Raw genomic sequence first — 24,839 nt, 5'->3', positions numbered from 1 at the left:
GACGGTTATGACACAGTTACTTTACACCTGGCTGGAACAAGGTCCGTCAGCGCAACAACTGATCAGCTTTAACCACCATGACATCGTCACTGGCGCGTTATTTACGCAACAAGTACAGCAACTGCATCAGCAACTGATAGCACGATCCGAACAGCGCTGGTTACTGGCTGCTGAAGCGAGCGATCTGTTTGCCATCGGCCTATGTGCAGGCCTGCTTGCTGGCAAACAACTCATTTTGCCCGCCAATACCCAGCCTGGAAGCATCGCCGAACTCGCTCAAGAATTTGATGGGGTATTAGCCGATCTGCCATTAAGTGATTCCGTGCCATATCTGCCGCTGCGCAAACAAGTTAACTCAGCGCCCGCCACCTGGCCAACGGTAACCGATGCGGCCCACTACGGTGAGTTACTGCTGTTTACCTCAGGCTCCAGCGGTCAAGCCAAAGCGGTACGTAAAACGTTGCGGCAGTTGGATGCCGAAGTCACGGTACTAGAGCAAACGTTTGCTAAACATCTGCCGCATTGCAGTGTTCTCGCTACCGTGAGCCACCAGCATATCTACGGGTTACTGTTTAAAATTCTGTGGCCGCTGGCCGCCAGTCGACCATTTTTGAGCGACTTGGTGGAGTATCCAGAGACCTTAGGTTATTACAGTGCACTGTTTCCTAACTTGTGCCTGATCAGCAGTCCAGCGCAGCTTACCCGTTTACCCGCAGCCTTTAACCGTGAGCGGCAACTGCACATACCGAGTTTAATTTTTAGCTCCGGTGGCCCATTACCACTTGAAGCGGCGCAAGGCATTCGCCAGTGTTTTGGTAGCTTGCCGATTGAAGTGTATGGCAGCACTGAAACGGGGGGGATTGCGTATCGACGCCAACACAGTGCCGAAACTGCTTGGAAAGCTTTTGCACCGATGCAGATTGCTCGCGCGGCTGAAGATGGCGCCCTGCTGCTCACTTCGCCTTATCTGCCCGATGACCAGCAGCTACGCTGTGATGACAGCATCACATTATTGGGTGATGACCTATTCCGCTTAGAAGGTCGTCTCGACCGCGTGGTAAAAATTGAAGAAAAACGTCTGTCGCTGGTACAGATGGAAAATCTGCTGAATCGGCATCCGTGGGTAGCGCAAAGCTATCTCGTGGTGCTGCAAGGACAGCGACAACAACTGGGCGCGGCGGTGGAATTATCTGACGCTGGCAAGGCCGAACTGGCTGCCAACGGCAAACTGCCGATAAACAACGCCTTAAAACAACATCTTTTGAGCCAATTTGAGCGTGTCACCTTGCCTCGACGCTGGCGCTATCCAGCCCATCTTCCGCATAACGCTCAAGGTAAATTGCGCCCACAGGACATACTGCAACTTTTTGACAATGATTAAATCGCAACTTCCGCCCGTAGTGAGCCACTATGCCTTCGAAAACGAAGCACAATGGCAGTTAGTCGTCCCCGCGGATTATCCCGCTTTTGAAGGGCACTTTTCAGACCACCCCATTCTTCCAGGTGTGGTGCAATTGGATTGGGCGATCCAACTAGGTTGTCAGTACTTTGGTTACACCGCGGCAGTCGCCCAAGTTGAAGTGCTGAAATTCCAGCAGCTCATTCAACCTGATGCCACGGTCACATTGACGGTGCAGCACTTAGCCAACAAGCATAAACTGCAATTCCATTTTAGTGATGGTGAACGGCGCTATGCCTCCGGCCGTCTAGCATTTGCTGAGGGCGTCGGTTCATGAAGCTCGCCTTAGTCATCCCGAACTATAACCATGTGCATTATATTGCTGCCACCTTAACCGCGCTAAAGCCACTGGGGTTGCACTGTTTTCTCGTGGATGATGGCAGCGACGATAGCACCCGTTATCTACTTAACGAATTAGCCGCCGAGCATGCTGATTGGGTGACGTTACTGACCCATCCGTTCAACCGTGGTAAAGGGGCTGCAGTGGTCACAGGCCTTCGTGCCGCGTGGCAAGCGGGTTATAGTCATGCGCTGCAAGTGGATGCCGATGGTCAGCACGATTTAAATGACATCAAGCCGATGATCGCTACAGCGGAACAACATCCAGAAGCGCTGATCAGCGGCTTGCCACAATATGATGAGTCGATTCCCAAAGCGCGCTTATACGGCCGTTATATCACCCATTTTTGGGTGTGGGTTGAAACCCTAAGTTTGCAAATCCAAGACTCCATGTGCGGCTTTCGTGTCTACCCGTTAGCGGAGTGTAATGCACTGTTTAGCAGCGGTGAGAACATCGGCGAGCGCATGGATTTTGATACCGAAATTATGGTGCGACTGTTTTGGCGCGGCACGCCAACGCAGCACCTGCCCACCAAAGTGATCTACCCAGAAAATGGCGTGAGTCATTTTCGCGGCTTCGCCGATAACTGGCAGATCAGCAAAATGCACACCCGCTTATTTTTTGGCATGTTGCGCCGTAAACTCACAGGACAACGCTTTGCCTCCACCACAACCACTGAGGCCAAACACTGGTCAAGCATTAGCGAACGCGGTAGTTTGTGGGGCTTAAAGTTACTGATGAGCAGCTATCGGCTGGGCGGCCATTGGCTCGCAAGGCTACTGATGTATCCCGTCATTGGGTACTTCTTTATCACCGGCCGAGAGTCCCGCGCCGCCTCACTCGACTTCTTACAGCGGGTGAAACGCTTCCAGCCGCAACATCCACAGCTCAGTGATGAGCCCAGTTGGCGTGATAGCCTGCGACATTTTCTCAATTTTGGCGATGCGGCATTGGATCGTATCGATGCGTGGTGCGATCGCATCACGCTCTCGCAGGTGGATTTTCCCGATAGAGATCAGCTCACCGATCATCTCGAAACTGGCCGTGGTGCGGTGTTATTAGTATCGCACCTCGGTAATATCGAGTTGTGCCGTGCCATCTCGATTCATAGCCGCGATGTGAAAGTTAACGTGATGGTGATGACTGATCACGCCGCCAACTTCAACGAAATGATCAAACAGCTCAATCCGGATAGCCAATTACACCTATTGCAGGTCTCCGAGTTAAGCCCAGCTACCGCCATGTTACTGCAACAGAAAGTCGACGATGGCGAGATTGTGGTCATTGCCGCTGACCGTACCTCACGCCATAGCGTAGGGCGGGTGCAATATGTACCGTTTTTAGGCGAGCCTGCCGCCTTCCCTGAAGGCCCGTTTATTCTGGCTGGATTGCTCGATTGCCCAGTGTTTACCCTGTTTTGTATTCATGAGCAGGGACGCTACGTGGCGCAACTGCAACCGTTTGATGTGCCACTCACGGGCCCCCGTAGCCAACGTCAACAGCGGCTACAACACGCCACCGAATTATACGCTGCCCGCTTAGAACAGATGGCGCTGCGAGCGCCGCTGCAGTGGTTTAACTTTTATGATTTCTGGCGCAAGGATGCTGCGCTTAGCCGAGAGGATGATGCATGACCCGAGTTGCTGACCCGATTATCGTAGGCCAACAACCCTTAACGATTGCCCAAGTGGCCGCTGTCGCCGAAGGCGCCATGGTGAAACTCAATGACCAGCCCGAGTATGTGGCCAGCATTGAACGCGGTGCCCAGTTTATCGAGAGCCTACTGGCCGAAGAGGGCGTGGTGTACGGGGTGACTACTGGCTACGGTGACTCCTGCACCGTGGCAGTGAATGAAGCCTTGGTCGCCGAACTGCCACTGCACCTTACCCGCTTTCATGGCTGCGGCATGGGTCAATACCTAACCGAGCCACAAGCGCGCGCAGTAATGATCTGTCGCTTGAACTCGTTAGCGCTGGGCAAATCAGGCGTCAGCTACGCTTTGCTACAACGCATCGCTGAGCTGCTAAATCGCAATATTGTGCCGCTCATCCCAGAAGAAGGCTCCGTAGGTGCCAGTGGTGATTTAACGCCGTTGTCCTACCTCGCCGCGGTGCTACAAGGCGAGCGCCAAGTGCTGTTCAATGGCCAGCAGCAAGATACCACCACCGTGTTCCAACAACTGGAGATCACGCCGCTGGTACTGCGCCCGAAAGAAGGGCTAGCGCTGATGAACGGTACCGCCGTGATGACCGCACTGGCGTGCTTGGCTTACCAACGTGCCGATTATCTCGCCCGTTTGTGCGCACGCATTACCGCATTGGCGTCCATCACCTTGCAAGGCAACAGCCACCACTTCGATGAGCTGCTATTTAACGCCAAGCCCCATCCAGGGCAGATGCAAGTGGCCAAATGGATCCGCGAAGATTTACAACATCAGCAGCATCCACGCAATGCCAACCGACTACAAGATCGTTACTCCATCCGCTGCGCACCGCATATTATCGGCGTGTTGGTTGATGCCCAGCCGTTTATGCAGCAGTTTATTGAAAACGAACTCAACAGTGCCAACGATAACCCGATTGTCGATGCCGAAGGCGAGCACATTTTGCATGGCGGCCACTTCTATGGTGGTCATATCGCCTTTGTAATGGATTCGCTAAAAAACGTCGTCGCCAACTTGGCGGATCTGCTGGATCGGCAGATGGCGCTGCTGATGGACCCGAAATTCAACAATGGTTTGCCAGCCAATTTATCTGGTAGCCAAGGCCCACGCCGCGTGATCAACCACGGCTTTAAAGCGGTGCAGATTGGCTGTTCGGCGTGGACCGCGGAAGCATTGAAATTGACCATGCCTGCCAGCGTGTTTTCGCGCTCAACGGAATGCCACAACCAAGACAAAGTCAGCATGGGCACCATTGCTGCTCGCGATGCGCTCCGCGTACTGACCTTGACCGAACAAGTGGCAAGTGCCGCCTTACTGGCAGTGAGTCAAGGGATTCGGTTGCGCATTCGCCAAGGCGAGTTAAGCGCCAGTGAAATTAGCCCAGCACTCGCCAAACTGCTGGCTCAACTTGAGCAGCAACTACCACTGGTGGAGGAAGATCGGCCACTGGAGCATACGCTGCGTGATACATTGAGCAAAATCCAGCAAGGTTTATGGGAGGTTCCGCTGTGAAAGCGCTGTTAACTGTCGCCGTCGACATGGAAGTACCGTTTTTTGATGTCGACTCGATGGGCATTACTTGGCATGGTAACTATCTGAAATATTTTGAAGTTGCGCGTTGCAAGTTGCTGGAGAAAATTGACTACGGCTATCGGCAGATGATGGTTTCTGGTTACATGTGGCCAATTGTCGACACCCAAGTCAAATACGTCAAACCGACGTTATTCGAGCAGAAAATCCGGGTGGAAGCATCACTGGTCGAGTGGGAAAATCGCCTCAAAATTCAGTATCAAATCTTTGATAGTGCCAGCGGTGAACGCACCACCAAAGGCTACAGCATTCAAGCCGCCGTAGAGATGCAAACCAAAGAGCTGTGTTTTGAAACACCCCTAGCCTTTCGTGAGCGCTTAACCCCCTACTTGGAGGCGCAATGACCCGCCAGATTGCTATCGCCATCTTATGCTGGCTTGCGCTGGCAGGTACTGCAACCGCAGCAGAAGAGCCACGCCCAACAGCTGAGCAATTTGCACCATTATTTGCCAATGGAGCCACCGAGCAAGCCCTTAACAGCTTGCTGCAACAAGTGGCGTTACAACAGCCAACGCGTGGTGAGTTTCAACAAACCCGCTGGCTCAAGGTGTTAAAAAATCCGCTAAAAAGTAGCGGGCAACTGCTATTTTCACCTCAGCTAGGGCTGTGGTGGCAACAACAAACCCCCTTTGCCACCACCATGATTTTGCAGCAAGATGCACTGACGCAGATCGACAGCCAAGGCAATGTCACTAAGCAAAGTGCTGCCGGCGCACCATCACAACTTGCCAGCTTAATGCCGCAACTGCTGCAAGCCTTGCTCAGTGGCGATGTGGCTTTTTTGCAGCAACATTTCACCCTGTCATTGCTGCAACATGAGCAGCAGTGGCAACTTGGGCTCGTGGCTAAAGATCGACAATTACAAGCGATGTTGCCGCGGCTGGTGTTAAGCGGTGAACAACAGATGCAGCAACTGCTGATGCTAGGACAACAACAAGACATCAGTGTGATCGAGTTTACCGAACTACAGCAAGGGCCGCTGAACGCTGAAGAACAACAGCGTTTTGATGCAGGAGCCGAGTAATGCGTCGTCCGTGGTTAGGTTTGTGGTTGTGGTTATTACTGGTGGCAGGCTTTAGTAGCGCGGGCTTGTGGCAACTACAGCATGGCGCCCGTATCGACACCGATATTCTGTCGATGCTGCCCAAATTACAGCAAGACCCGCTAACCCAACTGGCGATGACTCGAGTTGAGCAACAGTTTAGTGGGCAACTGTATTTAGCGGTGCAAGCTAACCACAAACAGGATGCCATCGCGGCCGCACAACAACTACAGCAACAGCTGCAAAGTAGTGCCGCTTTTAGCCAAGTGCAAAGTGCGCCGAATGAACTGGCAGCCCTGGGCAAATTCTATTTTCCCTATCGCATGCGGCTACTGACGCCGCAGCAACAACAGCTGTTACAACAACAGCAACTGGCCACGTTAGTGCAACAGGCACAGCAACAGCTGTACAACCCGTTTGGCACCGCATCAAGCGGCTTACTCAGCCAAGATCCGCTGCTGTTATTTCCGCAATGGTTGCAGTCTCTCGCCGCTGGGCAACAATTTCAGCAACAAGATGGCATTTTACTGAAACCGAATCAGCAGCAATGGCTGGCGTTAGTGATTGCCAAAGGCAAAGGCTCCGCCTTTAATCCCGAGGCTCAGCAGCAACAGCTTAGCGCGCTGAATAGCGCACTCTCGGCCTTACCCAGTGATGTTACGGTGCTGAAAGCAGGCGCCCTATTTCATGCGGCCGCGGCTACCACAAGTGCTAAGCGCGAGATCAGCGAAATCGGAGGGATATCTTTACTCGGTGTCGTGTTGTTAGTGTTGTGGTGTTTCCGCTCATTAACACCATTGCTGGTAGCGCTGTTAACCCTCGGCGGCAGTTTTGTAGTGGCTGCCGTGGTCACGCTGAGTGCCTTTAACGGCATGCATATACTCACATTAGTCTTTGGCACGACGCTCGTTGGCATTGCCATCGACTACAGTTTTCACTTTTATTGCGTCCGCTTGCAGACGCCAGAACTCAAGCCACAACAGTGTTTACAACAGCTAATGCCAACGCTGACGTTAGCGCTGATCAGCAGCGTCATTGCCTATCTGGCGCTGGCGTTTACACCGTTCCCCGGCATGCGCCAAGTGGCGCTGTTTTGTGCCGCTGGATTGATATTTACCTGGTTAACTCTACTGCTGGCTTATCCCGCGCTGGCAGGTGGCCGTTTACCGCAGCAGAGCCGTGCCTTGGCGCTGGCGAGCGCGCTAGATCGACAACGGCAGCGCCATCGTCCGCCGGCATTACTTTGGTGGGGGGCGGTAGCCGTGCTGGCGCTTGGCGTGCTACGGCTAACGAGCAATGATGACATTCGCCAGCTACAACAAAGTCCAGCGGCAATCACCCACGAAGAAAACCAACTACGCGCCCTACTCAGTGGTGGTACTGACAATCAGTTTTTATTGGTGCGTGCTGCTGATGATGAGCAACTGCTCCAACGCTTAGAGCAGTTGTCGACACAGTTGCAATCATTAGTGGCGCAAGATCAATTAGGCAGCTTTGTATCGCTATCGCGCTTTGTGCCCAGCGCCGCCACGCAACAACACAATTACCAGTTACAAGCGCAGATCTATCAGGCGCTGCCGAATATTCTGCCAAACCTAGGTTTAGACGAGCAGTTGGCTGAGGGGCTGTTATCGCAATACCAACACAGTACACCGCTGACCATTCGCGATTGGTTGGCGCAACCTGCCAATCAAACCAGTGGCTTGGCACAACTGTGGTTGGACGATCAGCAGCGGGGGCAGCAGCGAGTGGCGGCGATCGTGCTACTGGGCGGAATTAAACAGTTACCCAAACTACAACAACTCGCACACTCCCAAACGGGGGTGAGCTTAGTCGATAAAGTGGCTGACATTTCCACCATGATGGCCCACTACCGATACCTAACCCTACTTTTATTAGGGTTAACCTTAGCCATAGCGGCACTGCTATTTATGTGGCGTTATGGTCTGCGCCGTGGATTAACCATTGCCACCGTACCGATGTTAGCAGCCTTGCTCACTTTAGGCTGTTTAGGCTGGCTGGGGGCAGAACTCACGTTATTCCATAGTTTGGCACTGCTGCTGGTGTTTGGTATTGGCGTTGATTACAGTTTGTTTTTCGCTAATGCTCGCCAGCATAATGCGGCGGTGCTGTTGGCCGTATTGCTATCGGCGCTATCGACCTTATTGGGCTTTGGTTTGCTCGGTCTGAGCCAAACCCTCGCTATCGCCGCCTTTGGGCAAACTATCGCTTTAGGCATTTTATTTACACTACTGCTGGCTTTGCAGCAGTCATCAAACACAGAACAAGGAAGTCATGCATGAACGACGCAGTAACGAGTAGTCGTAGCGAACACCGTCAAGTGGCCATTATTGGCGCAGGTCCATCAGGTGCGGTGGCCGCTAGCCTACTCAAGCAGCAAGGAATTGATGCTATCGTGCTAGAAAAACAACAGTTTCCGCGCTTTTCTATCGGCGAAAGCCTGCTGCCGTGCTGCATGTCAGTACTGGCTGAAGCGGGTATGCTTGATGCGGTAAATAAGGCAGGGTTTCAATTTAAAAATGGCGCGACTTTTAACCTGCATGAGCGTGAAACTGCGTTCCATTTTGAAGATAAATTCAGTGATGGTCCAGGCACGACCTTCCAAGTACCACGGGCACAGTTTGATAAATTGCTGGCCGATACCGCAGCAGAGCAAGGATGTGAGATCCGCTACGGTCACACGGTGATTGCCGTCGATGTGAGCGGCACACCAACGTTACAAGTGCTTGATGAGCAAGGCCAACACTATCAACTGCAAGCCGATTTTCTGCTGGATGCCAGTGGATTTGGCCGCGTGTTGCCACGCTTACTCAACTTGGAACAACCCTCTTGTCTGCCAGCACGGCGCGCGGTGTTCACCCATGTGGCCGATAACATCAGCGATACGACTTTTGACCGCAATAAGATCATGATTGCCGTGCATCCCGAACATAAAGATATCTGGTTCTGGTTGATCCCCTTCAGCAATGGCACCAGTTCGCTCGGTGTCGTCGGCTTACCAGAACAGCTCGAACAAACCGATCTGCAACAGCAACTGCTCGATATGGTGGCACAGCAACCGCGGCTACAGCAGTTGCTAGCCAATGCCAAAATCATCCGCGACTGTGGCGTGATCAACGGCTATTCCGCTAATGTGTCTTCACTGGCTGGCGATAACTACGCGCTGCTTGGCAATGCGGGAGAATTTCTCGATCCTGTGTTCTCCTCTGGGGTGACTATCGCGCTACAATCTGCCAAATTTGCTAGTGACTGTATTGCTAAGCATTACCAAGGCCAACCACTAGACTGGCAAAAAGACTATTGCCAACCGTTGATGGTCGGCGTAGAAGCGTTCCGTACCTATGTTGAAGCGTGGTATGACGGCCGTTTTCAAGAAGTGATCTTCTTTGAACAAGCCAACCCAGATATTCGTCGCATGCTGTGTTCAATTCTGGCGGGCTACGCTTGGGATACCCACAACCCTTATGTAAAAGATGCTAAACGGCGCCTCAACACGTTAGTGGAGCTGTGCCGTGAAATGACTCAGGATATTGCATGATGAGATGGTTAGTATGCTGCGCTTTATTACTGCTTGGTGGCTGCCAAAGTATGCAGCACAGCAGTGACACCTGCGTAGCACTCGGTGAGCAAGTGCAGCAATGTCTAGCACCGCTACCTTGGCAAGCCTCGGCGCAGCCGCCAGTCGCTGAGCTACTGCAACAGCTCAGTGTTGACCGCGCCGACAGCCACCATGAACTCACCAGTTCGCTGGAGTTCACGCCGACCCAGATGACCGTTGTCGGCCTTGCCCCGCTCGGGCAAGCGCTGTTTACCGTGCAGTACGATGGCAGCACACTCACCAGCCAGCAGAGTATGTTGCTTGGTGACAATTTTCGGCCGGACTATTTGATGGCGATGCTGCAACTCATATACTGGCCGCAATCTATGTTAGACAAATCGATTACTGGCGCGAAGTTAAGTGAAAGCCGCTGTGATGGGCAGCGCTGTCGCCGACTCACACGGGGCAAACAACTGATTGCGGAGATCCGCTATCAGCAACAGGATGCGTGGCATTCACCGCTGGTGTTGCACCTACCTAACGCCAAATTACAGTTGACCATTCAACCGCTTTGACGCTGGTCAAGCACAGGATAGACATGACGGATATGACCATTGCCATTACCCATGCCGGATTCTGTACCCCACTCGGGCAGGACGCGCACACCATACTGCAGGCCTTATACCAAGGTGATGTACAACACATGGTGCGCCGCAGTCAGCTGTTGTTTGATCGCGATGCGATTGTCGGCGAAGTCAACGTAGCGCTACCGACCATCCCCGCCGCCTTTAAGCAGTATGATTGCCGTAACAATGCGCTGATGTTAAAAGCGTTTGAATCCTTGGCAGCACCTTTGGCTGCCGCCATCGCCAAATACGGGGCTGATCGTATTGGCGTAGTCATTGGCACGAGCACCTCGGGCATTGCCAAAGGTGAGCAAGCGTTGAAGTATCATCAGCAGCATGGCTGCTTTCCCGATGATTATCACTATGTACAACAGGAGCTTGGCAGTAGCGCCCTGTTTTTGCGAGATTACCTGCAACTCAGTGGTCCAGCTTACACAGTGTCAACCGCTTGCTCCTCCAGCGCAAAAGTGTTTGCCAGTGGCCAACGTCTGCTCGACAGCGGGCTGTGCGACATGGTGTTAGTGGGCGGCGTTGATAGCCTGAGCCAACTGACACTCAACGGTTTTGACGCGTTGGAATCAATTTCTGATAGCTTGTGTAACCCATTTAGCCCACAACGTAACGGCATCAATATCGGTGAAGGTGCGGCACTGTTTACGCTTGAACGCGGCCGAGGCCCAGTATTATTGGCGGGTTGCGGCGAATCAGCTGATGCGTATCATATCTCAGCGCCGCATCCGCAAGGCGATGGCGCGGTGGCGGCGATTGAACAGGCACTTAGCCAAGCGGGATTAGCGCCCGCAGATATCGACTATGTCAATCTGCATGGCACCGCGACCATGCAAAATGATGCAATGGAATCGCACGCCATGCTGCGGGTGTTTGGTGAGCAACTGCCTAAATGTAGCTCCACCAAACCGCTAACAGGTCATGCGCTGGGCGCGGCCGGAGCGATTGAAGCGGCCTTTTGCTGGTTATTGCTCTCCAGTAGCAACGCCGAACACTATCTGCCACGACACCGCTGGAATGGCGAGGCGGATCCGCAGCTACCGCGTTTGCCGTTGTTGTCCGAGCCTTACCGACATCACCAACCGCTACAACATCTTATGAGTAACTCTTTTGCTTTTGGCGGCAGTAATGTCAGCCTGATTTTTAGTCGTGGAACTATGTAATATGTCGTTATCTATACCCGAGCGGCCCCTGAGCGATTTTATTCCTCACCGGCCGCCGATGCTGCTGATTGACCGCATCCATCAGTATCAAACTGACAATCTGCAAGCAGAGGTCACCATTGCTGAAGATAGTGCGTTTTTTGAAGCCGCCACTCAGCAAGTGCCCAACTACGTTGGCATTGAATATATGGCGCAAACTATTGCGGCCTTAGCCGGAGTGGAGGCCGATGCCCGCGGTGAACCACTGCGGATTGGATTTCTCCTAGGCAGCCGCAAACTGCAACTGTTACAACCTGGATTTGATTTAGGGCATAGCTACCGCATTAGCGTCACCCGCCTGTATCAAGAAGATACTGGACTGGCAGTATTTGACTGCCAAATCTATGATAGCGCCGCACAACTGGTGGCCAGCGCCAACGTTAACGTATTTCAACCGCAGGACACCGACGCCTATATTACTGGTGTGGCTGCGCATTAATCGGGAGAGTTTATGAGTCAGCGAGTTCTAGTAACTGGTTCAAGCCGCGGCATTGGTAAAGCTATTGCCTTGCGCTTGGCGCAGTCAGGTTACGACATCGCCGTCCACTACCATTCACGCCGCGACACCGCTGAGCAAACGGCTGCAGAGCTGCAAGCGCTCGGCGTACAGGTGAATTTGCTCAACTTTGATGTGGCAGATCGCGCCGCATGTCGCAGCGCTATTGAGCAAGATATTGCCGAGCACGGAGCCTATTACGGCTTAGTGCTGAATGCCGGCATTGCCAGAGATACCGCCTTTCCAGCCATGACAGAAGCTGAGTGGGATGGCGTGATCCATACCAACCTCGACGGCTTTTATAACGTGATTCAGCCCGCGCTGATGCCGATGATCCAAACCCGCAAAGGCGGCCGAATTGTCACACTGTCATCGGTATCGGGGATTGCTGGTAACCGCGGCCAAGTGAACTACAGCGCGTCTAAAGCCGGTATCATTGGTGCCACTAAAGCACTCGCGTTGGAACTGGCTAAGCGCAAGATCACCGTAAACTGCGTGGCACCGGGCATTATTGAGACTGAGATGGTGGAAAACTTCACCAACGAGTTGATCCAACAACTCGTGCCGCTGCGCCGTATGGGCAAACCGGAAGAGATTGCCGGATTAACTAATTTTCTGATGTCTGACGAAGCTGCATATATCACGCGCCAAGTGATTTCGGTTAACGGTGGTATGTTATGAGCCACCGCGTTGTTGTTACTGGTATGGCGGGCATCTCCTCGTTGGGGCAAGACTGGGACACGGTCTTTGCGCGGCTGAAAGCGCAGCAAAATGCGGTGCAATACATGAGTGACTGGGATCGGTTTGACGGGCTCAATACCCGTTTAGCCGCGCCGGTTACCGACTTTGTGCTGCCTAGCCATTATTCCCGTAAAAAGACTCGCGCCATGGGGCGCATTGCCCAAATGGCCACACTGGCCAGTGAGCGCGCCCTCGCCGATGCAGGTTTATTGGATGATGCCAGTATTCAGCAGGGTAATATGGGCGTGGCATACGGTTCATCAGCCGGTAGCCCCCAACCAATTGTTGGCTTTGGTGACATGCTGAAACACGGTGATATGAGCGGTATCGATGCCACCAGCTATATCCGTATGATGAGCCACACCACGGCGGTCAATATCGGCGTACATTTTGGTCTGAAAGGCCGCATCATTCCCACTAGCAGCGCTTGTACCTCGGGTAGCCAAGGTATAGGTTACGCCTATGAAGCGATCAAATACGGCCAACAAACCATGATGTTAGCGGGTGGTGCCGAAGAGTTATGTGCCACCGAAGCGGTGGTGTTTGATACCTTGTTTGCTACCTCGACGCGCAACGAGCAACCCAACCTGACACCACGGCCTTTTGACCGTGACCGCGATGGCTTAGTGATTGGCGAAGGGGCTTGTACGTTAGTGCTAGAAAGCCTTGAACACGCGCAGGCGCGCGGCGCCAAGATTTATGCGGAGATTGTCGGTTTTGGTACCAACTCCGACGGCGCCCATATCACCCAACCCAATGCCAGCACCATGGAGCAAGCCATTCGCTTATCGCTGAGCGATGCCCAGCTAACACCGAATGCCATTGGTTATATCAACGCTCACGGAACGGCGACTGATCGCGGTGATGCCGCCGAAAGCCAAGCCTCTTACACTGTTTTTGGCGGCGCAACGCCTATCTCATCCATCAAAAGTTACACCGGCCATACCTTGGGTGCCTGTGGTGCGTTAGAAGCTTGGTGGAGTATTGAGATGATGCGCAATCAATGGTTTGCGCCGACGCTAAACCTCGATAACGTGGCGGATGATTGTGCGCCACTGGATTACATTCGTGGAATAGGCCGTGACATTGACACCGACATAGTGATGAGTAACAACTTCGCGTTTGGCGGTATCAACACCTCGCTGATTTTCCGCCGCTGGCCATAAGCAGCAATATCGCAGTGGCAAACATGCCGCTGCGACCAATGGCTAATTTATGTACAAATAAATAACTCGCTATGATGCTCGGGCGTTGGCCTGATCATTCATGGAGAGCTTATGTTGTTGCCTTTATTGTCACGACTTTCTAGTCCAATCAACAGCGATACCTGCTGGGAGCTCATCGCCCAAGGCGCCCGTGTGATTGATGTGCGCTCCGAGATTGAATACGCCGTGGCCCATTTGCCACAAGCGGAAAATGTGCCGTTAGAACGTTTTGCCGAATGGTGGCCAGCGCAAGACAAATCGCAAATCACGTTACTCTACTGCGGCGCAGGTATTCGTGCCCGCCAAGGTTGCGAACTACTCAAAGCCAACGGTTTTGACTGTGTGCTCAATGCTGGCGCTCTTAGCGATCTGCTCAAAGCACTCCCCGCCAAAAGCGCATAAAAAACCCCGCACTGATAGTACGAGGCAAAAACCAGCAAGCGGCACGGGACTCAACTGCCGCTTATGGACGAGATAGAAACGAACGATTGACTATCAAATACCGACTTAGATAGTCAGCGCATCAATAGCTTGTTTTGCTTCAGTAATGGCTTTGTCTTGCAGTTCAGGGCTGACGTTTAAGCCTTCGGCATAAACCACTTCAACTTCAGTGATACCGATAAAGGCCAAGAAGGTTTTCAGATAAGGCACCACGAAGTCTGCAGCAGTACCTTTGTGGATGCCACCGAAAGTCGCCACAATCACCGCTTTCTTACCAGTCAACAGACCTTCAGCACCAGCAGCAGTGTAACGGAACGTCACGCCAGCACGAGCAACAAGGTCGATCCAAGTTTTCAACTGGGCAGGAATGGTAAAGTTGTACATTGGCGCACCGATAACGATGGTGTCGTTATCCTGCAGCTCTTGAACCAGTTTGTCTGACAGCGCTAATGCTTCTTGTTGGCGTGCGCTGAGGTTGTCACCACCACGCAGGCCGCCAGCCAGTTCACCATCCAGAATAGGCAGAGGTTCAGCAGCAACGTCGCGAACGGCGATCTCGGCGCCCTGCTCTTTCCAAGATGCGGCTAAGTAGTCTAACAACTTACCTGATTGAGAATATTCACCCAGGATGCTTGGTTTCAACAATAATACTTTGCTCATGATTGCTTCGCTCCAATTAACTTATTTGGGACAGGGGTCTAACCACTGAATGGAAGCCAGTTTAATTTCAGTTTAATTGGACAAAAAGCGGATAAAACAGGTTAATACATTCTAATTTTTAGAACTAAAAACGGATTTCTGGGCAATGGTGGTCAGTTTTGCTGCAACCAAAAAGTCACAGGGCCGTCGTTAACTAACGCCACCTGCATGTCGGCCGCAAAACGGCCTGTATCGGTTTTCATACCCGCGTCGCGGCAGACCGTCACAAAATACTGATACAGCTCGTCCGCCAGTGCCGGCACCGCACCATCGGAAAAACTCGGCCGTAAACCGCGGCTGGTATCGGCAGCTAAGGTAAATTGCGATACCACCAACAGCTCGCCCCCCACTTGCTGCACATTGAGGTTCATCTTACCGTTATCATCACTAAACACTCGATATTTCATCACCTTGGCGGCAAGCTTGGCGGCGATATCACGCGTATCGCCTTGCTCAACGCCCAATAAAACTAATAACCCGTGCCCAATCTGCCCGACGGTTTCATCGGCCACCGTAACACTGGCCTGACGTACTCGCTGAATTAACGCTATCAACCGCTACTCCTTAAATTTCTGGTGACATTGGCGAACATGCGGCGGCAGCCTTGCTGCACCGCTTGCAGCATTTTATCTTCGGCGAGGCCATGAAAACCACCCGATACCCAAGTAAGCTGATGTGGCGCGGTGCCCTGCGCTAAAAATTCGCGCAGTAGGTGCTCAGGGCAGACCCAATCTTGCGTGCCTTGAATAATCTCGGTTTGTGTTGGCCACTGCTGCCGCCCTTCATATAACAAGGTGTAAGCATCAAAATAACGATTGATGGCGTAATGATGCTCGATTTTGGCGGTGGCTTCATCGCGACGGTAGGGTACTGGCGTTAACACGCCCCAAGGTTGGGCTAACACTCGCTCCCAGCGGTTCCATGCCTCAACACAGTGCCGAGCACGACTGCCGCCGTGTAACTGAATTTGATAGGCTTCAAACAACATCGGCAAACCACTACCTCGCGGCTGCGCCGCATTAACAAAGCTGTGGTAATCGATAGGAAAACGTTTAGCAGCACCACTACTGCCGTAGAGCCAATCGCGCCCCGTATCCGAGGGAATAAACAGCCCCCAATACAGTTGCGCCATTACCCGCCTCGGGCACAAACCGGAGTAGATCAACCCCAAGGTGGCGCCAAAAGAGCCACCAACCAAACACCACTGCTCCAACTGCAGCCAGTGGCGAATACGCTCTAGGTCGGTCAATAAGCTGAGCAGATCATTATGCTTTAGCTCGCCAGCAGGTAATGACTCACCCGCGCCGCGTTGATCCAGCAAAATGATATGGCAGTGGTTTAAATCAAACAGTTGTAGCTCTTGCACTGTGCAGCCCGCGCCGGGGCCGCCGTGCAAGAATAAGATCGGCACCCCTTGTGGATTACCGTGTTGGCTCAGATGCAGTAGGTGCCCATCCCCCGTATCAAGCCACGTTTCCGCAAATGGCTCACTGAGCGCCATCATCGTCCTCGTTGTCAGCAGGTAACGGCCGTAAAAACTCTGGCAATGCGGCAGTAATTTCAGCGCCAAGCAATACGATCATCCACGACAGGTAAACCCAGACAAACAAAATCGGCACCGTGGCTAGCGCGCCGTAGATCGCTTCATAGGAGGGGAAATTGGTGACATAAAAGGCGAAGGCCTTTTTCCCCCCCTCAAACAGTAGCGCGGCAACAATCGCCCCAAACAAGGCATGCAATAGACGCACTTTTTGATTAGGCACTACAGTATACAGCAGCAAAAATGCCGCCACGGAGAAGAGAAATGGCAAGCGTGCGACAAAGAATGCGCCAATGCCGTACATATCGGTATCGTTGAACACTTGCAGTGACACCACATAGGATGTGGCCGCTAAGCTTGCCCCCATCAAGATGGGGCCTAAAGTCAAAATCATCCAATACATGGAAAACGACAACACCGCTGCCCGCCGTTTCGGCGTGCGCCAGATATAGTTCAGCGCCTTATCAATGGCGCCAATCAACAATAACGCCACCACCATCAGTGCACCGATACCAATCGCGGTACCTTTGGAGGCGTTACCGACAAACTGGTTGATATACACCTGCACGGTATCGCCAGCCGCTGGCAAAAAGTTCTCGTAGATAAAGGATTCAATCTGGGTACGAACCCCTTTAAATACCGGAAACGCCGATAGGGTCGACATGGTCACCGCCACCATCGGAACTAACGACAGCAACGTGACATAGGCTAAATGTCCCGCGCGAATATTGATCTGGTCGTGTTTAAGCCGCAAGCGCAGGTGTGAAAGAAATCGCCAACAGGCGAGCGTAAATGGTCGTAACTGACTAAAATCGATGTTCTGGCGCACTGTGCATCATTGTCCTTTGAGCCGAATGTCGCTATCGTCGTACAATAACATTCTGTTGACAAAGGTGATACTGGTACGTCGTTTTACTCATGACGGCCAAAGAGGAGAAATCAATGTCGCAACAAGGCTCGTCTGGTAATGTCATTGCCGCCATCTGTAATATCTTTATCCCAGGTTTGGGTCAGTTAGTTCAAGGTCGCCTTTTGGCTGCCATACTGTTTTTTATCTTTACAGCGGGCGGTTATGCGCTGTGGTGGTTAATTATTCCGCCCATTATTGCCGTTATTGTGCACCTGTGGAGCATTTTGGATGCCGCCAAATTCCGAACCTAAGCGGAGCCCATATGATGAAAATAACTCTCAGAACTGCGCTACTCAGTAGCCTGCTGCTACTTGGTGGTTGCCAAAGCGCATACTACAGCGCGATGGAAAAAGTTGGCATTTATAAACGCGATATCATGGTTGACCGCGTGAATGACGCCAAAGAGTCACAACAAGATGCACAGAAGCAGTTCAGTTCCGCATTGGAAGAGATGCAAGCCCTGCTCAATACCAACGGCGGCGATTTAGAAAAAGCCTACTTTAGCGCCAAGGATGAATATGAATCCGCCTCAGCCGCAGCTGATGAAGTCAGCGAGCGTATCGACCAAGTAGAGTCGGTGGCCGAGGCGCTGTTTGATGAATGGCAGGAGGAGATTGGCGAAATCAGCAAAGCCTCTTTGCGGCAAAAAAGCCAGACCAAGTTGAATCAAACCGAACGTTCATATCGGCAGATGCTGCAAAGCATGCGTCGCGCCGAAGGCAAAATGCCACCGATTCTCACGGCGATGAAAGATAACATGCTGTACCTAAAGCATAATCTTAATGCGAAAACCATCGCCTCGATTAAAGGGGAGTTCAGCAGCTTACAAGCTGATATTTCATCGCTGATTGCAGAGATGAATAACTCCATTGCCGAATCCAACCGCTTTATCGACGGTATGGAAAACTAAGCGCCGCTGGCTGTATTCCTCACAATCAACCCGCTTGTTATGCCGCAGGCTACTCCATATTTGGGGTAGCCTCACATATTCGCTCACCGCTCGATGTATTAATGACATCACCTTGCTAGGATAGCCAATAACTGTTGCGGCGTTAGGTGATCGCGCTATGTCTAAATCGATGGAGCAAATCCTTCTCGATATCTCACTCAACCTGAGTTCGAACCGTTCACATGAACAGCAATATCAAAATCTCATTGATGGTGTTGCAGAGGTTTTCCCTTGTGACGCTAGCTGTCTATTTATCCTTGATGAAGAGGGTTTGCTCACACCCGTTGCCGTAAAAGGCATCGCTCACTCAGTATTAGCTCGCCGCTATGCGCCCGATGCTCACCCGCGGTTGCAGGCGATTATCCACAGCCGTAAACCGGTGAGATTTGATGCAGACTGCCCGCTACCCGATCCATTCGATGGCACCTTGCTGACTGAATCCTCCACCATCGATGTGCATGATTGCATGGGCTGCGCGCTCTATATCAATGAGCAGTTGGTCGGTGCGCTAACCATGGACGCACTAGCGGTGGGCGCCTTTGATGATATTGATCCCGTCACGCTAGAAACGTTTGCTGCGTTAACCGCCGCCACGCTGCGCAATATTGCCCAACTGAAAGCGCTCAAAGCACAAAATCAGAAACAGCAACATGTCACGCAAACCTTAATTCAGCAAGCACGTTCGCAACATAGTGAGATGATCGGTTTAAGTCCACAAATCGCCCAGTTACGCAATAGCATTGCCACGGTGGCACAATCAGACTATGCGGTGTTGATCACGGGCGAAACAGGGACTGGCAAAGAGTTAGTGGCGCACGCGGTGCATGCACAATCACAACGCAGTGATAAGCCGATGATTTACGTCAACTGTGCCGCCCTGCCCGACGGCTTGGCCGAAAGCGAACTGTTCGGTCATGTTAAAGGCGCATTTACTGGCGCCAATAGCGCCCGTGCCGGTAAGTTTGAACTTGCGGACGAGGGCACGCTGTTTTTGGATGAGGTCGGCGAGCTGCCGCTGTCACTGCAAGCGAAATTGCTGCGCGTCATCCAACAAGGGGAGTTGCAACGGGTCGGCAGTGACCACAACTTATGGGTGAATGTGCGCATCATCGCCGCGACCAATCGCCAACTGGAACAGGAAGTGGCTAACGGTAGCTTCCGTGCCGATCTGTTTCATCGTCTCAATGTCTTCCCCATCCACGTGCCACCGTTGCGCGAGCGCGCGAGTGATATTCCGCTACTGGCGGACTATCTGTTAGAAAAAGTGCGCACACAATTCAACGCCCCCAACCTACATGCTAAGCCGATCGTGCTGCAGCAATTAGCGTCTCAGCCTTGGTATGGCAATGTGCGCGAATTGGAACATACCCTTACCCGTGCTGCGCTGCATGCCATTCGGCAAGGCGAAAAGACCATTGCGCCACAGCATTTTGCGGCAGGGCTGACCAGCGGCGATGTAGAAAAGACATCAGCTTTATTACCTCAAGCCAGTCAACCGATACGCACACTGGTTGAGCATTACCAGAAAACGCTGATTGAGCACGCACTGGCGCAGAACAACGGCATTTGGGCGCAAGCGGCAGCCTTTTTACAAACAGACCGCGGCAACCTTTATCGACTGGGCAAAAAGCTGGGGCTGACCAGCTAGCATCCGTTGGCGGTTGTGTTTTTCACATCACGGGCGTTGTCATTTCGACAACACCCTCACAGTGAACAACAAATAACATATTGAAAATAAACAATAAAAGTTATGGCACGCATTCTGCTATTTAGTCGAGGTGCGATGTATAACTTTTCTGGAGATTCAATATGTTCTGCATTCAGTGTGAACAAACCATTCAAACGCCAGCCACCAAAGGCTGCTCTTTTGCCCAAGGCATGTGCGGTAAAACCGCCGAAGTATCCGATTTACAAGACGTCTTGGTCTATACACTGCAGGGCGTGTCATTTTGGGCAACGCTGGCAGTCAAGTTTGGTATTGTGCATGACGACATTAACCAATGGGCGCCACGGGCATTCTTCTCCACCTTAACCAATGTCAACTTTGACTCGCAGCGCATTCTTGAACTCACTGCGGCCGCAGCAGCATATACCCAAACCTTAAAAACACAGGTAGAAGCCGCGGCGCGCTGGAGCGACGAGCCCCTACCAGCATTACCAGCGGTAGCGCAGTTTCAGTTACCAACAACACCAGAGCAGATTCTAGCTATCGCTCCGCAAGTGGCGGTAAATCGTGGCAAAGATCAGCTCCATGAGGATGTGATTGGGTTGCGCTTACTGTGTTTATACGGCTTAAAAGGTGCTGCGGCGTACATGGAACACGCCCGCGTACTGGAGCAAACCAATAATGATATCTACGCCGAGTACCATCAAATCATGGCATGGCTAGGCACCGATCCGGACGATTTGAATGCCCTGTTAGAGTGTGCGATGCAAATTGGCCTGATGAACTACAAAGTGATGGAGATGCTCGACCACGGTGAAACCGCCACGTTTGGCCATCCACATCCCACTGCGGTTAACCGTAAACCGGTTAAAGGCAAATGCATTCTGGTATCGGGCCATGATTTACATGATCTCGAAAAAATCCTGCAACAAACCGAAGGCAAAGGCATCAACGTTTACACCAATGGTGAAATGTTACCTGCTCACGGCTATCCAGCGCTGAACAAATATCCGCATTTGGTCGGTAACTACGGTACTGCGTGGCAAAACCAGCAGAAAGAGTTTGCTAACTTTCCCGGCGCGATAGTGATGACCTCCAACTGCCTGATTAATCCACATGTTGGCCAATATGCCGATCGGTTATTTACCCGCAGTATTGTTGGCTGGCCGGGCGTTAGCCACATTGAGGGCGATGATTTCAGTGCGGTAATTGACTGCGCGCTGCAACAACCGGGCTTCAAATACGACGAGATTGAACACTTAGTTACCGTCGGTTTTGGCCGTAATGCCCTGATGAATGCGGCACCAGCGGTTATCGAGCAGGTAAAACAAGGTAACATCAAACACTTCTTCCTCGTCGGCGGTTGCGACGGTGATAAAGCAGAACGTAACTATTACAGTGAGTTTGCCGAAAAAGCACCCAAAGACACGCTACTGCTCACCTTAGCCTGTGGTAAGTACCGCTTTAACCATCATGATTTTGGTGACATTAACGGCATTCCGCGCCTGCTGGATGTTGGTCAATGCAACGATACTTATTCCGCCATTCAACTGGCACTGGCGCTCGCGCAAGAGTTTGATTGCGGTATTAACGAACTGCCACTGACGCTGGTGCTTTCGTGGTTTGAACAAAAAGCCATTGTGATCTTGTTAACGCTGTTCGCCTTGGGTGTGAAAGGTATCTACACCGGCCCTACCGCGCCAGCCTTTTTGACGCCAAACCTTATTGCCATCATTCAAGACAAATTTGATATGCGCAGCATTGGTGATGCGCAAACCGATATCAACGCGATCTTAGCCGCGTAACCCCACGTTTTTTCTCGATAAGGCTTAAGTGGCTTAACGGCACTTAAGCCTTGGCTCTCAAGAAGGTCATGATGATGTTTCAATGGCAAGCAAATCAGCCCGTCACCCTACGCTGCATCGATAAATATGCAGAAACCGAGGACAGTGTCAGTATTAAATTAGCCGCGTTGTCTGAGGCGCAACCGTTTGATTTTAAGCCAGGGCAATTCATTAATTTGGGCGTTAACATCAACGGCAAGCTGGAGTTTCGCGCCTACTCCATCAGCTCAGTGCCACACGCAGACTATCTGCAACTCACCATCAAACGCGTCACACAGGGGCGTGTATCTAACTTCATAGTTGATACATTGGCCATTGGCGACGAAGTTAAGGCGCTACCGCCAACGGGGGACTTTAACTGTATTGATCATCCACCGCGGCCACACAGCTCCGGTAGCAAAGCGTTACTGATTAGCGCCGGTTGTGGCATTACGCCGGTGTTTGCCATGGCGCAGTATTGGCTGGCTCACCAACCCGATATTGATATCGCATTTGTGCATGTTGCCCGCAGCCCGGAAGCAACGATCTACTTCGATCAGTTACACACTTTAGCGGCAACCACCCAGCAATTTCAGCTGCATTTACTGCTGAAAGAGCGCGGCGCGGCCCCCTGCCATCAAGGCCGTTTGAATGCTGAGTGGCTCAAAAAATTAGTCCCCGATCTGCTGCAACGCACGGCATATCTGTGTGGCCCACAGCGGTTTATGCAAGATGTGCAGCGCTATCTCGAAACACTCGCTTTTGATATGCGGGACTTTCACCACGAGAGTTTTACTCCGCGTGCTCCCGATTGCGCCAATGTTGACAGCGACAGTGCCTCAAGTTCTAGTGTCACCGTTAATGTTGCGGCGTTGGGGCAGCAAGTTGAAACATCAGCGGGGCAACTGCTGGCAGACGTGTTAGAACAAGCGCAGTTGCCTATTATCATCGCCTGTCGCAGCGGCATCTGTGGTTCCTGCAAGTGCAAAGTCAACCATGGCAAGGTAACGTCCACCAGCCAAGAGCCACTCACGGCACAAGAGATTGAACAGGGTTATGTGCTCGCGTGCAGTTCCAGTATCGACACAGATCTGGATATTGATATCGGCTAGCATGTGCTAGGTATGAAAAAGCGCGACGCTGATGCTAGCAGCGGTTGCCGCCATCCGTTGGCAGCAGCATATTGGGCTGATAACAAAGTGCGCGGCTCAAGTTGATATCACGCCGTCGCGTCGAGACAGCAGCGCAACTCAATACACACGCAGAAACTCACGCTGCGGCTAACTGCGGTGTTTGTCGTCATACATAGCGCGGTCAGCGCCGTGCAGCAGTTCTTCAATATCCTCACCATCATCGGGATAGATAGCAAAGCCGATACTGAGGCTGATGTGTAATTTGATACCTTGGTACGCAAAGGGAATATCAGCCACCTGCTGGCGAATTTTCTGGCAAATGGTGTTGAGATCATGCAACCGGCTCACCCGTGGCAGTACCAGTAAAAATTCATCACCGCCAACACGGGCCACGGTGTCATAGCTGCGTGATGAGCCTTGCAACCGCTGCGCCACTTCACGCAGTAAAGCGTCCCCGACGATGTGGCCAAAGTTGTCATTCACTTGCTTAAAGTGATTTAAATCGATGTTGAGTATGGCAAAGCGGCACTTACGTCGCAGTAGATGCTGCAACACTTCCTGCACCCGTCGTCGGTTAGCCAGTTTAGTGAGGACATCCTCAAACGAGTAACGCTGGGCATTGCGATACGCTTTGAACATCAACACCATAGTTAAGAACAGCGCAATGGCTAGCAGATAACCACAAATGCGGATGAGGTGATTTCTCAGCCATGAAGGGGGACTAAATGCATCGGCATCGGCTTTCAGCGCCAACTGCCATGAGCCACTCATTAAATGCACATTTTCTATTAGTATCGGCCGTTGGAAGGTGTTTGCTTGACCATAAAACACCGCCCCCAACTCGCCCGTGCCATCCACGCCGCGCATCGCCACTTGAATCCCCTGAGGGAAATCATGTATGCCAGCATCGGCAAGTAGCTTGTCCCAGTCCAACACCACACTACAGGTCCCCCAATACTCGGTGTTCATCGGCGAGTTAGCAAAAATGGGCATTCGCGCAATCACGCCCATGCCGCCCTGAACTAACGTCAGCGGGCCAGCAACAAATATCTTTTGGGTTTGACGGGCAACATTGACGGTACGCAGTTGCTGAGGGTGCTCCAGATAATCCATGCCCAGCGCCTGCTGGTTGCCCTCAAGCGGATAGATAAACTGCACCACATTATCTGGCGCAATGGCCACGTTTCGAATATGTGGCGCGCTGGAGACAATCTGTTCGGCGATAGGACGCCATTCATGGGCGGTCGAGTTAGGCATAACGGTGAGATAAGAGGTTAAGCCACTCGCGAGAAAGATTTCAGAGGTTAATATCGCCTCAATACGAGAACGCACCAAGGCAAGTTGCTGCGACAGGTACTGAGTGCGCTCACTGGTGATATCACGGCTGTAACTCTGCTGCAGATATTCCACCAAGTAGAAACTGATCACCGCATAGCCTAAGACACACAATCCCAGCAATGTATCGAGTCCTGCGCGTCGAAAACCTATCATCTTATTCCTTCTCTGCGGCTATCCATTCACTGGCGTGGTTATAGATGAAAACCGATTAAACATCACAATTCAATATTAAAATCTCGCTAAGCGGCGGCGAACTTAGCCAAGCGATTGTCCACGACGGCACGCTATTTAAGTATGCTCGCGAAGCTTGCCAGTCAATATGGCTGAAACCACAGCGCCCACGTTTAGCTGTCATCGCAAACTTGTGAATTACTGCACGATTATTTGACGGCCGAGGTTAATTGTTGG

General features: G+C 52.1%; 24 protein-coding genes. 19 read left to right on the top strand and 5 right to left on the bottom strand.

Annotated features, from left to right (window positions below):
• The first annotated feature begins 7 nt into the window (after window positions 1-7).
• The 14 genes from ACN0TT_RS09255 to ACN0TT_RS09190 all read left to right on the top strand — a co-directional run bounded on the left by ACN0TT_RS09255 (window position 8) and on the right by ACN0TT_RS09190 (window position 14,334).
• A complete protein-coding gene (locus ACN0TT_RS09255) occupies window positions 8-1,381 on the top strand; it encodes an AMP-binding protein (protein WP_417761863.1) in 1,374 nt (457 codons plus the stop codon).
• Window positions 1,374-1,736, top strand: coding sequence for a 3-hydroxyacyl-ACP dehydratase FabZ family protein (locus ACN0TT_RS09250; RefSeq protein ID WP_417761862.1), 363 nt, complete (start codon window positions 1,374-1,376; stop codon window positions 1,734-1,736). The genes ACN0TT_RS09255 and ACN0TT_RS09250 overlap by 8 nt, the downstream gene beginning before the upstream one ends.
• Window positions 1,733-3,433: a glycosyltransferase family 2 protein gene (locus ACN0TT_RS09245; RefSeq protein WP_417761861.1), complete on the top strand. Its 1,701-nt coding sequence runs from the start codon at window positions 1,733-1,735 to the stop codon at window positions 3,431-3,433. Before ACN0TT_RS09250 ends, ACN0TT_RS09245 begins: the two co-directional genes overlap by 4 nt.
• Window positions 3,430-4,974, top strand: coding sequence for an HAL/PAL/TAL family ammonia-lyase (locus ACN0TT_RS09240; protein ID WP_417761860.1), 1,545 nt, complete (start codon window positions 3,430-3,432; stop codon window positions 4,972-4,974). The genes ACN0TT_RS09245 and ACN0TT_RS09240 overlap by 4 nt, the downstream gene beginning before the upstream one ends.
• On the top strand, window positions 4,971-5,396 hold the full coding sequence (locus ACN0TT_RS09235; protein WP_417761891.1) for an acyl-CoA thioesterase: 426 nt from the start codon (window positions 4,971-4,973) through the stop codon (window positions 5,394-5,396). Before ACN0TT_RS09240 ends, ACN0TT_RS09235 begins: the two co-directional genes overlap by 4 nt.
• Window positions 5,393-6,076, top strand: a complete 684-nt coding sequence (locus ACN0TT_RS09230; protein WP_417761859.1) for a LolA-related protein — start codon at window positions 5,393-5,395, stop codon at window positions 6,074-6,076. Before ACN0TT_RS09235 ends, ACN0TT_RS09230 begins: the two co-directional genes overlap by 4 nt.
• Complete coding sequence (locus ACN0TT_RS09225) at window positions 6,076-8,397, top strand: MMPL family transporter (RefSeq protein WP_417761858.1); 2,322 nt, start codon at window positions 6,076-6,078, stop codon at window positions 8,395-8,397. Before ACN0TT_RS09230 ends, ACN0TT_RS09225 begins: the two co-directional genes overlap by 1 nt.
• Window positions 8,394-9,653: an NAD(P)/FAD-dependent oxidoreductase gene (locus tag ACN0TT_RS09220; RefSeq protein WP_417761857.1), complete on the top strand. Its 1,260-nt coding sequence runs from the start codon at window positions 8,394-8,396 to the stop codon at window positions 9,651-9,653. Before ACN0TT_RS09225 ends, ACN0TT_RS09220 begins: the two co-directional genes overlap by 4 nt.
• Complete coding sequence (locus ACN0TT_RS09215; RefSeq protein WP_417761856.1) at window positions 9,650-10,228, top strand: DUF3261 domain-containing protein; 579 nt, start codon at window positions 9,650-9,652, stop codon at window positions 10,226-10,228. The genes ACN0TT_RS09220 and ACN0TT_RS09215 overlap by 4 nt, the downstream gene beginning before the upstream one ends.
• Window positions 10,229-10,260: 32 nt before the next feature.
• Window positions 10,261-11,451: a beta-ketoacyl-[acyl-carrier-protein] synthase family protein gene (locus ACN0TT_RS09210; RefSeq protein ID WP_417761890.1), complete on the top strand. Its 1,191-nt coding sequence runs from the start codon at window positions 10,261-10,263 to the stop codon at window positions 11,449-11,451.
• 1 nt (window position 11,452) lies between these two features.
• Window positions 11,453-11,929, top strand: a complete 477-nt coding sequence (locus ACN0TT_RS09205; RefSeq protein WP_417761855.1) for a thioester dehydrase — start codon at window positions 11,453-11,455, stop codon at window positions 11,927-11,929.
• A gap of 12 nt (window positions 11,930-11,941) precedes the next feature.
• The gene (locus ACN0TT_RS09200; protein ID WP_417761854.1) at window positions 11,942-12,667 is read left to right on the top strand and encodes a 3-ketoacyl-ACP reductase FabG2; all 726 of its coding nucleotides are present in this window, start codon (window positions 11,942-11,944) and stop codon (window positions 12,665-12,667) included.
• Window positions 12,664-13,893 (top strand): beta-ketoacyl-ACP synthase, encoded by a 1,230-nt coding sequence (locus ACN0TT_RS09195; RefSeq protein ID WP_417761853.1) that lies wholly within the window; start codon window positions 12,664-12,666, stop codon window positions 13,891-13,893. The genes ACN0TT_RS09200 and ACN0TT_RS09195 overlap by 4 nt, the downstream gene beginning before the upstream one ends.
• Before the next feature lie 111 nt (window positions 13,894-14,004).
• Complete coding sequence (locus tag ACN0TT_RS09190; RefSeq protein ID WP_417761852.1) at window positions 14,005-14,334, top strand: rhodanese-like domain-containing protein; 330 nt, start codon at window positions 14,005-14,007, stop codon at window positions 14,332-14,334.
• Between the two features lie 105 nt (window positions 14,335-14,439).
• Here the strand turns inward: ACN0TT_RS09190 and ACN0TT_RS09185 are convergent, their stop codons facing one another.
• The 4 genes from ACN0TT_RS09185 to ACN0TT_RS09170 all read right to left on the bottom strand — a co-directional run bounded on the left by ACN0TT_RS09185 (window position 14,440) and on the right by ACN0TT_RS09170 (window position 17,441).
• On the bottom strand, window positions 14,440-15,033 hold the full coding sequence (locus ACN0TT_RS09185; RefSeq protein ID WP_417761851.1) for an FMN-dependent NADH-azoreductase: 594 nt from the start codon (window positions 15,031-15,033) through the stop codon (window positions 14,440-14,442).
• Between the two features lie 152 nt (window positions 15,034-15,185).
• On the bottom strand, window positions 15,186-15,626 hold the full coding sequence (dtd, locus tag ACN0TT_RS09180) for a D-aminoacyl-tRNA deacylase (RefSeq protein WP_417761850.1): 441 nt from the start codon (window positions 15,624-15,626) through the stop codon (window positions 15,186-15,188).
• The gene (locus ACN0TT_RS09175) at window positions 15,623-16,576 is read right to left on the bottom strand and encodes an alpha/beta fold hydrolase (RefSeq protein WP_417761849.1); all 954 of its coding nucleotides are present in this window, start codon (window positions 16,574-16,576) and stop codon (window positions 15,623-15,625) included. The genes dtd and ACN0TT_RS09175 overlap by 4 nt, the downstream gene beginning before the upstream one ends.
• Window positions 16,560-17,441, bottom strand: a complete 882-nt coding sequence (locus ACN0TT_RS09170; protein WP_417761848.1) for a virulence factor BrkB family protein — start codon at window positions 17,439-17,441, stop codon at window positions 16,560-16,562. Before ACN0TT_RS09170 ends, ACN0TT_RS09175 begins: the two co-directional genes overlap by 17 nt.
• Window positions 17,442-17,554: 113 nt before the next feature.
• On the opposite strand from ACN0TT_RS09170, the gene ACN0TT_RS09165 reads away from it, so the two are divergent.
• The 5 genes from ACN0TT_RS09165 to ACN0TT_RS09145 all read left to right on the top strand — a co-directional run bounded on the left by ACN0TT_RS09165 (window position 17,555) and on the right by ACN0TT_RS09145 (window position 23,072).
• On the top strand, window positions 17,555-17,773 hold the full coding sequence (locus tag ACN0TT_RS09165; protein ID WP_417761847.1) for a hypothetical protein: 219 nt from the start codon (window positions 17,555-17,557) through the stop codon (window positions 17,771-17,773).
• A gap of 14 nt (window positions 17,774-17,787) precedes the next feature.
• Entirely contained in the window at window positions 17,788-18,432 is a 645-nt protein-coding gene (locus ACN0TT_RS09160; RefSeq protein ID WP_417761889.1) for a DUF2959 domain-containing protein, read from the top strand.
• A gap of 157 nt (window positions 18,433-18,589) precedes the next feature.
• Window positions 18,590-20,119: a nitric oxide reductase transcriptional regulator NorR gene (gene norR / locus ACN0TT_RS09155; protein WP_417761846.1), complete on the top strand. Its 1,530-nt coding sequence runs from the start codon at window positions 18,590-18,592 to the stop codon at window positions 20,117-20,119.
• A gap of 161 nt (window positions 20,120-20,280) precedes the next feature.
• Window positions 20,281-21,942, top strand: a complete 1,662-nt coding sequence (hcp, locus tag ACN0TT_RS09150; RefSeq protein ID WP_417761845.1) for a hydroxylamine reductase — start codon at window positions 20,281-20,283, stop codon at window positions 21,940-21,942.
• 68 nt (window positions 21,943-22,010) lie between these two features.
• The gene (locus ACN0TT_RS09145) at window positions 22,011-23,072 is read left to right on the top strand and encodes a 2Fe-2S iron-sulfur cluster-binding protein (protein WP_417761844.1); all 1,062 of its coding nucleotides are present in this window, start codon (window positions 22,011-22,013) and stop codon (window positions 23,070-23,072) included.
• 168 nt (window positions 23,073-23,240) lie between these two features.
• Here the strand turns inward: ACN0TT_RS09145 and ACN0TT_RS09140 are convergent, their stop codons facing one another.
• A complete protein-coding gene (locus ACN0TT_RS09140; protein WP_417761843.1) occupies window positions 23,241-24,584 on the bottom strand; it encodes a diguanylate cyclase domain-containing protein in 1,344 nt (447 codons plus the stop codon).
• Window positions 24,585-24,839: the final 255 nt, after the last annotated feature.

Source organism: Shewanella sp. (assembly GCF_048265805.1).
Lineage (GTDB): Bacteria > Pseudomonadota > Gammaproteobacteria > Enterobacterales > Shewanellaceae > Shewanella.
Note: the sequence above shows the minus strand (reverse complement) of the source record. Positions and strands in the feature narration are given on the sequence as shown.

Excerpts from the sequence above, each read along its gene's own strand:
- ACN0TT_RS09255 (WP_417761863.1), top strand. The coding sequence starts at position 8 with ATGACACAGTTACTTTACACCTGGCTGGAACAAGGTCCGTCAGCGCAA.
- ACN0TT_RS09250 (WP_417761862.1), top strand. The coding sequence starts at position 1,374 with ATGATTAAATCGCAACTTCCGCCCGTAGTGAGCCACTATGCCTTCGAA.
- ACN0TT_RS09245 (WP_417761861.1), top strand. The coding sequence starts at position 1,733 with ATGAAGCTCGCCTTAGTCATCCCGAACTATAACCATGTGCATTATATT.
- ACN0TT_RS09240 (WP_417761860.1), top strand. The coding sequence starts at position 3,430 with ATGACCCGAGTTGCTGACCCGATTATCGTAGGCCAACAACCCTTAACG.
- ACN0TT_RS09230 (WP_417761859.1), top strand. The coding sequence starts at position 5,393 with ATGACCCGCCAGATTGCTATCGCCATCTTATGCTGGCTTGCGCTGGCA.
- ACN0TT_RS09225 (WP_417761858.1), top strand. The coding sequence starts at position 6,076 with ATGCGTCGTCCGTGGTTAGGTTTGTGGTTGTGGTTATTACTGGTGGCA.
- ACN0TT_RS09220 (WP_417761857.1), top strand. The coding sequence starts at position 8,394 with ATGAACGACGCAGTAACGAGTAGTCGTAGCGAACACCGTCAAGTGGCC.
- ACN0TT_RS09215 (WP_417761856.1), top strand. The coding sequence starts at position 9,650 with ATGATGAGATGGTTAGTATGCTGCGCTTTATTACTGCTTGGTGGCTGC.
- ACN0TT_RS09210 (WP_417761890.1), top strand. The coding sequence starts at position 10,261 with ATGACCATTGCCATTACCCATGCCGGATTCTGTACCCCACTCGGGCAG.
- ACN0TT_RS09205 (WP_417761855.1), top strand. The coding sequence starts at position 11,453 with ATGTCGTTATCTATACCCGAGCGGCCCCTGAGCGATTTTATTCCTCAC.
- ACN0TT_RS09200 (WP_417761854.1), top strand. The coding sequence starts at position 11,942 with ATGAGTCAGCGAGTTCTAGTAACTGGTTCAAGCCGCGGCATTGGTAAA.
- ACN0TT_RS09195 (WP_417761853.1), top strand. The coding sequence starts at position 12,664 with ATGAGCCACCGCGTTGTTGTTACTGGTATGGCGGGCATCTCCTCGTTG.
- ACN0TT_RS09190 (WP_417761852.1), top strand. The coding sequence starts at position 14,005 with ATGTTGTTGCCTTTATTGTCACGACTTTCTAGTCCAATCAACAGCGAT.
- ACN0TT_RS09185 (WP_417761851.1), bottom strand. The coding sequence starts at position 15,033 with ATGAGCAAAGTATTATTGTTGAAACCAAGCATCCTGGGTGAATATTCT.
- ACN0TT_RS09175 (WP_417761849.1), bottom strand. The coding sequence starts at position 16,576 with ATGATGGCGCTCAGTGAGCCATTTGCGGAAACGTGGCTTGATACGGGG.
- ACN0TT_RS09165 (WP_417761847.1), top strand. The coding sequence starts at position 17,555 with ATGTCGCAACAAGGCTCGTCTGGTAATGTCATTGCCGCCATCTGTAAT.
- ACN0TT_RS09160 (WP_417761889.1), top strand. The coding sequence starts at position 17,788 with ATGAAAATAACTCTCAGAACTGCGCTACTCAGTAGCCTGCTGCTACTT.
- norR (WP_417761846.1), top strand. The coding sequence starts at position 18,590 with ATGTCTAAATCGATGGAGCAAATCCTTCTCGATATCTCACTCAACCTG.
- hcp (WP_417761845.1), top strand. The coding sequence starts at position 20,281 with ATGTTCTGCATTCAGTGTGAACAAACCATTCAAACGCCAGCCACCAAA.
- ACN0TT_RS09145 (WP_417761844.1), top strand. The coding sequence starts at position 22,011 with ATGATGATGTTTCAATGGCAAGCAAATCAGCCCGTCACCCTACGCTGC.
- ACN0TT_RS09140 (WP_417761843.1), bottom strand. The coding sequence starts at position 24,584 with ATGATAGGTTTTCGACGCGCAGGACTCGATACATTGCTGGGATTGTGT.